This window comes from Bradyrhizobium sp. (assembly GCF_049691595.1).
Classification (GTDB): domain Bacteria; phylum Pseudomonadota; class Alphaproteobacteria; order Rhizobiales; family Xanthobacteraceae; genus Bradyrhizobium.
In genome coordinates this window covers 1-6,595 of the sequence record NZ_JBAVNZ010000447.1, presented here as the reverse complement: position 1 = coordinate 6,595, position 6,595 = coordinate 1, and the positions used below count along the sequence as shown (strand labels likewise).

The 6,595-nt window shown below is 65.3% G+C and carries 7 protein-coding genes; 5 read left to right on the top strand and 2 right to left on the bottom strand.

Going from position 1 to position 6,595, the window contains the following annotated elements:
* The 3 genes from WCE35_RS18925 to WCE35_RS18915 form a co-directional block, all read left to right on the top strand.
* The coding region (locus tag WCE35_RS18925; RefSeq protein ID WP_424594854.1) for an NUDIX hydrolase at positions 1 to 395 on the top strand (395 nt) is incomplete at its 5' end.
* A 201-nt stretch (positions 396 to 596) separates the two neighbouring features.
* Positions 597 to 1,577 (top strand): Bug family tripartite tricarboxylate transporter substrate binding protein, encoded by a 981-nt coding sequence (locus WCE35_RS18920; RefSeq protein WP_424594853.1) that lies wholly within the window; start codon positions 597 to 599, stop codon positions 1,575 to 1,577.
* 49 nt (positions 1,578 to 1,626) lie between these two features.
* Positions 1,627 to 2,823 carry a hypothetical protein gene (locus WCE35_RS18915; RefSeq protein WP_424594852.1) on the top strand — a complete coding sequence of 399 codons (1,197 nt, stop codon included), beginning with the start codon at positions 1,627 to 1,629 and terminating at the stop codon, positions 2,821 to 2,823.
* Between the two features lie 65 nt (positions 2,824 to 2,888).
* Here the strand turns inward: WCE35_RS18915 and WCE35_RS18910 are convergent, their stop codons facing one another.
* The gene (locus tag WCE35_RS18910; RefSeq protein WP_424594851.1) at positions 2,889 to 3,206 is read right to left on the bottom strand and encodes a hypothetical protein; all 318 of its coding nucleotides are present in this window, start codon (positions 3,204 to 3,206) and stop codon (positions 2,889 to 2,891) included.
* A 224-nt stretch (positions 3,207 to 3,430) separates the two neighbouring features.
* Between WCE35_RS18910 and WCE35_RS18905 the strand changes: the two genes are divergently transcribed.
* Positions 3,431 to 3,910: a hypothetical protein gene (locus tag WCE35_RS18905; protein ID WP_424594850.1), complete on the top strand. Its 480-nt coding sequence runs from the start codon at positions 3,431 to 3,433 to the stop codon at positions 3,908 to 3,910.
* 105 nt (positions 3,911 to 4,015) lie between these two features.
* Here the strand turns inward: WCE35_RS18905 and WCE35_RS18900 are convergent, their stop codons facing one another.
* Positions 4,016 to 5,191 (bottom strand): YncE family protein, encoded by a 1,176-nt coding sequence (locus tag WCE35_RS18900; RefSeq protein ID WP_424594849.1) that lies wholly within the window; start codon positions 5,189 to 5,191, stop codon positions 4,016 to 4,018.
* Between the two features lie 181 nt (positions 5,192 to 5,372).
* On the opposite strand from WCE35_RS18900, the gene WCE35_RS18895 reads away from it, so the two are divergent.
* Positions 5,373 to 6,176, top strand: coding sequence for an SDR family NAD(P)-dependent oxidoreductase (locus tag WCE35_RS18895; RefSeq protein ID WP_424594848.1), 804 nt, complete (start codon positions 5,373 to 5,375; stop codon positions 6,174 to 6,176).
* Positions 6,177 to 6,595 lie beyond the last annotated feature (419 nt).

Sequence of the window (6,595 nt, the reverse complement as noted above, 5' to 3'; positions counted from 1 at the left end):
AGACGCAAGCCCGGGCGGCGCTGCGGGAGCTGCACGAGGAACTCGGTCTTGCGCTCGATGAGGCCGACGTGCTCGGCCTGCTCGACGATTATCCGACCCGGTCCGGCTATCTCATCACGCCGGTGGTGGTGTGGGTGAGCACCCATGCGGCGATCGCGCCGAACCCGGCGGAGGTCGCTTCCGTGCATCGCATCGCGCTCGAGGCGATTGAAGCGGAAGATGCCTTCAGCTTCACCACCATTCCCGAAAGCACAAGGCGCGTGGTCCGCTTTCGCCTTGCCGGCCAGCACATCCACGCCCCGACGGCGGCGCTGATCTATCAATTCCGCGAAGTGCTGGCCGGCCGCGACACCCGCGTCGCCGAGCTTGAACAGCCGGTATTCGCGTGGAAGTAGTAAGGTGAGCACGGCGTTTCACCCGTCATTGCGAGCGTAGCGAAGCAATCCATGCTGCCACGGAAAGAAAGAATGGATTGCTTCGTCGCTTCGCTCCTCGCAATGACGGTGTGGGCGGATCCCCCGGAAGCCGGTTGCGAACACCGGTTCTTTGGATGACGATGTGGCCCCACAAGCAGGTGTCCCGGGAGTTCGCTCAATATGTCCACTTGGAACAAATGGCTTTGCGTCGCGGTTGCCGCCGTGGCCCTCAGCGCGGTATCGAACGCAGCCCAGGCGCAAAACTTTCCGAACCGGGCGATCACGCTGGTGATTCCGTTCGCGCCCGGCGGCTCAACCTCGATCGTCGGCCGCGGCGTCGCCGACAAGATGGGCGAACTGCTCGGCGAGAAGATCGTGATCGACAACCGCCCCGGCGCCGGCGGCACCGTCGGCACCAAAGCGGTGGCGAAGAGCGCGCCCGACGGCTACACGCTTCTGCTCGGCTATACCGGTACGCTCGCGATCGGACCATCGCTGTACAAGAATGTCGGCTACGATCCGCGCCAGGATTTTTCGCCGATCGGGCTGATCGGCAACGCGCCGAATTCGCTGGTGGTGCATCCCTCGTTCCCGGCCAAAACGCTCGCCGAGCTGATCGCCTATGCCAAGGCCAATCCCGGCAAGGTCAATTTCGGCTCCGCCGGCGCCGGCACCGCCAGCCACGTCACCGGCGAGTATTTCGCCCGCAGCGCCGGCATCACGCTGGTGCATATCCCCTACAAGGGCACCGGTCCGGCGTTGACCGATCTGTTGGGCGGACATATCCCGATGGCGTTCGCGCCGATCCCGGCGTCGCACGCCAATGTCGCGGCCGGCACGCTGCGCGCGCTCGCGGTGACGAGCCTGGCGCGCTCCGGCCTGTTGCCGGACGTGCCGACCATTGCCGAGTCCGGCCTGAGTGGATTCGACGCCTCGCTCTATTACGGGCTGGTGGCGCCGGCCGGCACGCCGCGGCCGATCGTCGACCGGCTCAACAAGGCGCTGCGCGATGCGCTCGCCTCCGACGAGGTGAGAAAGCAGTTGGGCAATGACGGCACCGAGATCACGCCGGGCACGCCGGAAGACTATGCCGCGCTGATCGACAGGGATGAGAAGAAATGGTCGCAACTGGTCAAGGCCAGCGGCGTCGAGCCGGAGTGATCGCGCCGATTCGGGGCTGACTTGGCCGGCGCGGTTGCTACAACGGGCCATGCGTCCGCACTTGATTCGCCTTTGTTTCGGTCTTGCCACGCTCGTGCTGCCGGCGGGCGCGCCGCCGGCCGTGGCGATCGAGGCAGGCGCGCTATCGCCGACAACATCGGGCGCGATGGCGCAGGCGGCCTCGCCGCAGGCGATCGCCGAATATCGCCGCAAGCTGAAGGAGTATCAGGAGGCGCGCGCCGCATTCGAAGCGGAAGCCGGCGCCTATTGGAGCGCGATCTCGGAGAAACGAAAGGGCCGCAACGCCAGGCGGCGCGAGCGCCAGCCGATCACGCTCGACGATTATGTGCTGACGCAGCCGCCGGTCTATGCCGGGCCGAAGCGGCCGGTCGATCCGTCAGCCCTCGAGGAGGAAAAGCCGCCGCGCAAGATCATCCCGGTCGTCGCCGATCTCGTCAAAGCCGCCGCCGAGCATTTCCAGTTCACGCCGCAACGGCCCGCCGCCGAAGCCGAGTTCAAGCGCGCCTATGCCCGCACGGCGCTGGCCGCGGGGCTGACGCGCGAGCAGGCGGTGCGGGTGTATGCGTTCGAGACCGGCGGCAACGGCAATCACGACATGCAATCCGGATTGAGCGCCTCGCGGCCGGGCTCGCGCGCGATCTCGACCGCGATCGGCTACAACCAGCTGCTCACCACCAACAGCGTCGAACTGCTGGCCGAGCAGGGCCATGAATTCGTGCACGCGCTGACCGAGAAGGCCGCCTCGCTGGCGGGCGCGGCGCGCAAGGCGATGGATCACAAGATCGCGGCCCTGAAGAAGATGGTGGCGTTCACGCGCACGGTGCCCGACGACTGGTCGGCGCATGAGAAGCTCGCCGACACGCCGCAGGGCTGGGCGGTCCACGCCATGGTGCTGGACATCGACGTCGGGCCGCTGCTGCAGACCCACAAGCTCCTCACCTCGGTCCTGTTCGCGCGCGCCAAGGGCTACACCCGCCCGCTGACCGCCGCCGAGCTCGAGATGATGAACCTGACCGGCGACAGCACCGGCCTCGACATGGTGACCATGCCGCGGGCGACGCGCGAGCAGGTGCCGACCTCGAATTTCTTCCAGCGCGGCGGCTATGAGCGCAATCCGGTCGCGATCCGCAACAACACGGTCGCAAAACTGCTGGCGGTCACCGACAGCCGGATGGACTCCAGCAGCAACCAGCCCGGCGCAAGGGAACTGGCGGCGTCGTTTTAGTTACTCGTCGTCCCGGCCAAGCGAAGCGCGAGCCGGGACGACACGCGGTGAGGCTCGGCGCCTCCTCAATTGGTCCCGAACATGAACTTGCCGTCGCCCTCGAGATAGGGGCCGGGGCGCATATAGAGCTGGCCGTTCTGGCCGATGAAGAACAACGTGCCCTTCGGCACCTTCCTGGCGCCTTTCAGGAGCTGGCCTGCATTGTTGGTGCCCATCTTGTAGGAGAAGGTCTTGCCGTCCTTATCGTAGCCGTAACCCATGTCCGGCTTCAATTCCCATGGCGTCGGCGCCGCCGCCTGCGCCAATGCCGAGGTGGTCAGCGCGGTCAGCGCGGCGGCCAGCAAAAAGGTCCTGAAAAAGCCCGTGGTCGTCAATCGCGACATCGTCGTCCTCCCGGCGGCCGAAGCGGCTCCATGCCCATGCTTTTGAACAAATCACGAACGACGATATTCCGTCAATGGCAGCTTCGCCGCATCACGCGCGGCATCACCTTTGTCATTACGTTTCGCCTTGCGACTTTGTGATTTCCCGCGTCCCGCATCGCGACTATGTTCCCCTTTCCGTCTGCAAGCGGCGCATTGCCCAGAACCTCACAGGGATGATTCGGATGAGTCACGTCATGAAGATCGGTCTTGGTCTGGCGCTGTCGTTCATGACGCTTTGTTCCGCGGCGCGGGCCGACGAATTCAGGCTCAGCAGCAACCAGCGGATTTCCTGCAGCCGCGGCTTGAGCCCCGGCAAACTCAACACGGCGACGTGCAAGTCCTACGCCTATCTGTTCAACGCCAAAACCTCGGAATATTTCCGCTGCCAGGTCTCGCTGGCGCTGACGCGCGACAACAAGGAAGTCATCAACGTGCAGACCGACGGCGGCTGCGCCAGGAAGCCCCGCATCTTCGAGACCGATGGCAGCTATTCGTTCGACGCCACCGAGACCGAGCCGCCGAACACCAATTCGTTCTTCGGTCCCGGCGGCTACGCGATCTGGGCCAGCGACGACCACGCGCAGAAGATCCGCGGCTGCATCACGATCGCGTCCGGCCTCGGCTCCGACATCTCGAAATGTCTCGACATGACGTTCCAGTGAGGACCGCGCAGGCGTGAGCCCGTCGCGCCCGCGGCGACGCGCTGCGGCCATTCGAGCGCAGTCCACGCCTGTCACAAGTTCTCCGCGGTTCGGCTCCGCGCGGCCTCAGCGGCTCATGCGCGCCGAGGCCGGATGCCCCGGCACCTTGAAGCGCTTGCCGGTATCGGTGACCCTGGTGCCGTTGACCTTCAGGATCGAGAAATCCTGGGTCATGTAGTTGCCGACCAGGATGTACTTGCCATCAGGGGTGAACATCGCGGCCTCGGGCAAGCCGCCGACCTCGATATCCTGGGTCTTGGTCACCTTCTTGCCGTCGATCTTCAGCACCGAGATGCTGCCGTTTTTCTGATAGTAGAAGGCTTTCTTCATGTTGGAGCCGCGCAGGATGGCGGCGACCGCGAGATCGCCCTTCGGCGACATCGCCAGTCCCTCGGGGCCGTCGCCGACCACCACGCGGTCGATGATGCGCGGCGGGCTCGCTTCGAGGTCGATCACGCTTGTCGTGTCGACGCTGCCGTCCGACGAGCCCGAGCCGCCATTGTCGGCGGTCAGCGCGATCTTGCCGTTCGGCGTCACCACGACATTGTAGGGCCACTGGCCGGTCGGCAGATCGACCTTGTTGTAGGTGACCTTGTCGCCGGCGATGTCGAGCACCGAGACCTTGTGCGCGGGAAATCGCACCGCCAGCGCGCGCTTGCCGTCCGGCGTGAACAGCACATGCGCGACGCTGTCGGGGAAGGTGATGGTATCGGTGACCTTGACGTCGGTGCCGTTGATCGAGAGCACGCTGACCGAATTGTCGCCGCGGTTGGCGACCAGCGCCATCTTGCCGGACGGGCTGATGCTCAAGCCCGAAGGCTGCTTGCCGCCGGTGACGGTTGCCGCCAGTTTCGGCGGGCTCGCCTTGAGATCGATGACGTAGATCTTGTTGTCCGGCACCTGCTTCAATGCGTCGCCGTCCTTGGTCACGTCGACCGAATCGGCCACCAGCGCGATCGACCCGGTCGGGTCGATGTCGAGATTGACCGGCGGCCCGACGATCGAATTCTTCAGCGGCAGCGTGGCGACGATTTTGGGGCTTTCGGGATCGGCTAGATCGACGATCAGCACCGAGTCCTTGCCCGGTGCCGACAGCACGATCTTGCCATCGTCGTCCCACCAGACCTTCTCGTCGTTGCCGACAATCATGAATGGCTTGGCATCAGCGTGATGGAAGCTGGCGCCGCACAGCAGCATGGCCGCTCCCAGCGATAACCCGACCGCGCGATTGAAATGCATCATGACGTCCCTCCCCGATAGAGCCGGCCTCTGACGGGCCGATTATGCGATCCTAGAGCATGATCCGGATAAAAGGGAGCCGGTTTTCGAAAAGCGAAGCGAAATCCGGGACCGGACTCCCGGATTTCGCAAGGGCTCGATCCGGGCTACGAATGCGGCACCGAAAAATGAACGGGAGAGACCGATGGAACGGCTCAAGGGCAAGACGGCGATGGTGGTTGGCGCCGGCTCGATCGGCCCCGGCTGGGGCAATGGCAAGGCGACCGCCGTGACCTTTGCCCGCGAGGGCGCGCAGGTGTTTTGCGTCGATCGCAACCCGGCCGCGGCGGAGGAGACGGTCAAGATCATCGCCGGCGAAGGCGGCAAGGCGGCGGCGTTCACCGCCGATGTCTCGCGCGCCGGCGAGGTCGAGGCGATGGTGGCGGCATGCCTGAAGGCCTATGGCCGCATCGACGTGCTCGACAACAATGTCGGGATCGCCGAAATGGGCAGCGTGGTCGAGGTCAGCGAGGCGGAATGGGACCGCGTGTTCGCGGTCAATCTGAAAAGCGCGTACCTCGCCATGAAGCACGTCATCCCCGTGATGGGAAAGCAGGGCGGCGGCTCGATCATCAATATCTCGTCGATCGCCTCGATCCGCCACACCGGCGTATCCTATGTCAGCTATGCCGCCAGCAAGGCGGCGATGAACCAGATGACGCGCACCACGGCGGTCGAGTTCGCGCCGAAACATATCCGGGTGAACGCGATTCTGCCCGGCCTGATGAAAACGCCGATGGTCGAGCACTCCGCCGGGCTGGCGGCGAGCTACGCGGCCGGCGATGTCGAGGCGATGTGGCGGGCGCGCGACGCGCAGGTGCCGATGGGGCACATGGGCGACGCCTGGGACGTCGCCAACGCGGCGCTGTATCTCGCCTCCGACGAATCGAAATATGTCACCGGCATCGAGCTGGTGGTCGACGGCGGCGTGACGCTGAAGGTGAGTTAGCCGCTACAACGGTGCGGCGTGCCCCGGATGCTGCGCAGCGCGCCGCCCTTGCGGCGTGGTGCGCTGCTGATCCGGGGTCTCTGTTGGCATCACGAGCCTATGGGTCCCGGCTCTGCGGAGCAGCGCGAGCGCGCTGCACCGCGTCCGGGACACGGATGCATTCACCACCTCTGGGCGCTTGTAGCAAAATCCGCCGCTGTCCGAACCGCGCTTCGCTTGCTAGGATGGTTGTGCGGATAAAAACTTCTGCCGGGCAGATCGATGCGAGGTTGTCTCGATATCCGAAGCGCCGTCGTCGCGTCCATGCTGTGGAGCGGGCTCGCGCACGGCGGGTTCGCGGCCGGCGAGCCGGCCAGGGAATTGCAGGCCGACCCCGCGCCCTGCGTCGCCGCGGCGGCCGCCAACGACGACGACAAGAC

Excerpts from the sequence above, each read along its gene's own strand:
- WCE35_RS18920 (WP_424594853.1), top strand. The coding sequence starts at position 597 with ATGTCCACTTGGAACAAATGGCTTTGCGTCGCGGTTGCCGCCGTGGCC.
- WCE35_RS18915 (WP_424594852.1), top strand. The coding sequence starts at position 1,627 with ATGCGTCCGCACTTGATTCGCCTTTGTTTCGGTCTTGCCACGCTCGTG.
- WCE35_RS18910 (WP_424594851.1), bottom strand. The coding sequence starts at position 3,206 with ATGTCGCGATTGACGACCACGGGCTTTTTCAGGACCTTTTTGCTGGCC.
- WCE35_RS18905 (WP_424594850.1), top strand. The coding sequence starts at position 3,431 with ATGAGTCACGTCATGAAGATCGGTCTTGGTCTGGCGCTGTCGTTCATG.
- WCE35_RS18900 (WP_424594849.1), bottom strand. The coding sequence starts at position 5,191 with ATGATGCATTTCAATCGCGCGGTCGGGTTATCGCTGGGAGCGGCCATG.
- WCE35_RS18895 (WP_424594848.1), top strand. The coding sequence starts at position 5,373 with ATGGAACGGCTCAAGGGCAAGACGGCGATGGTGGTTGGCGCCGGCTCG.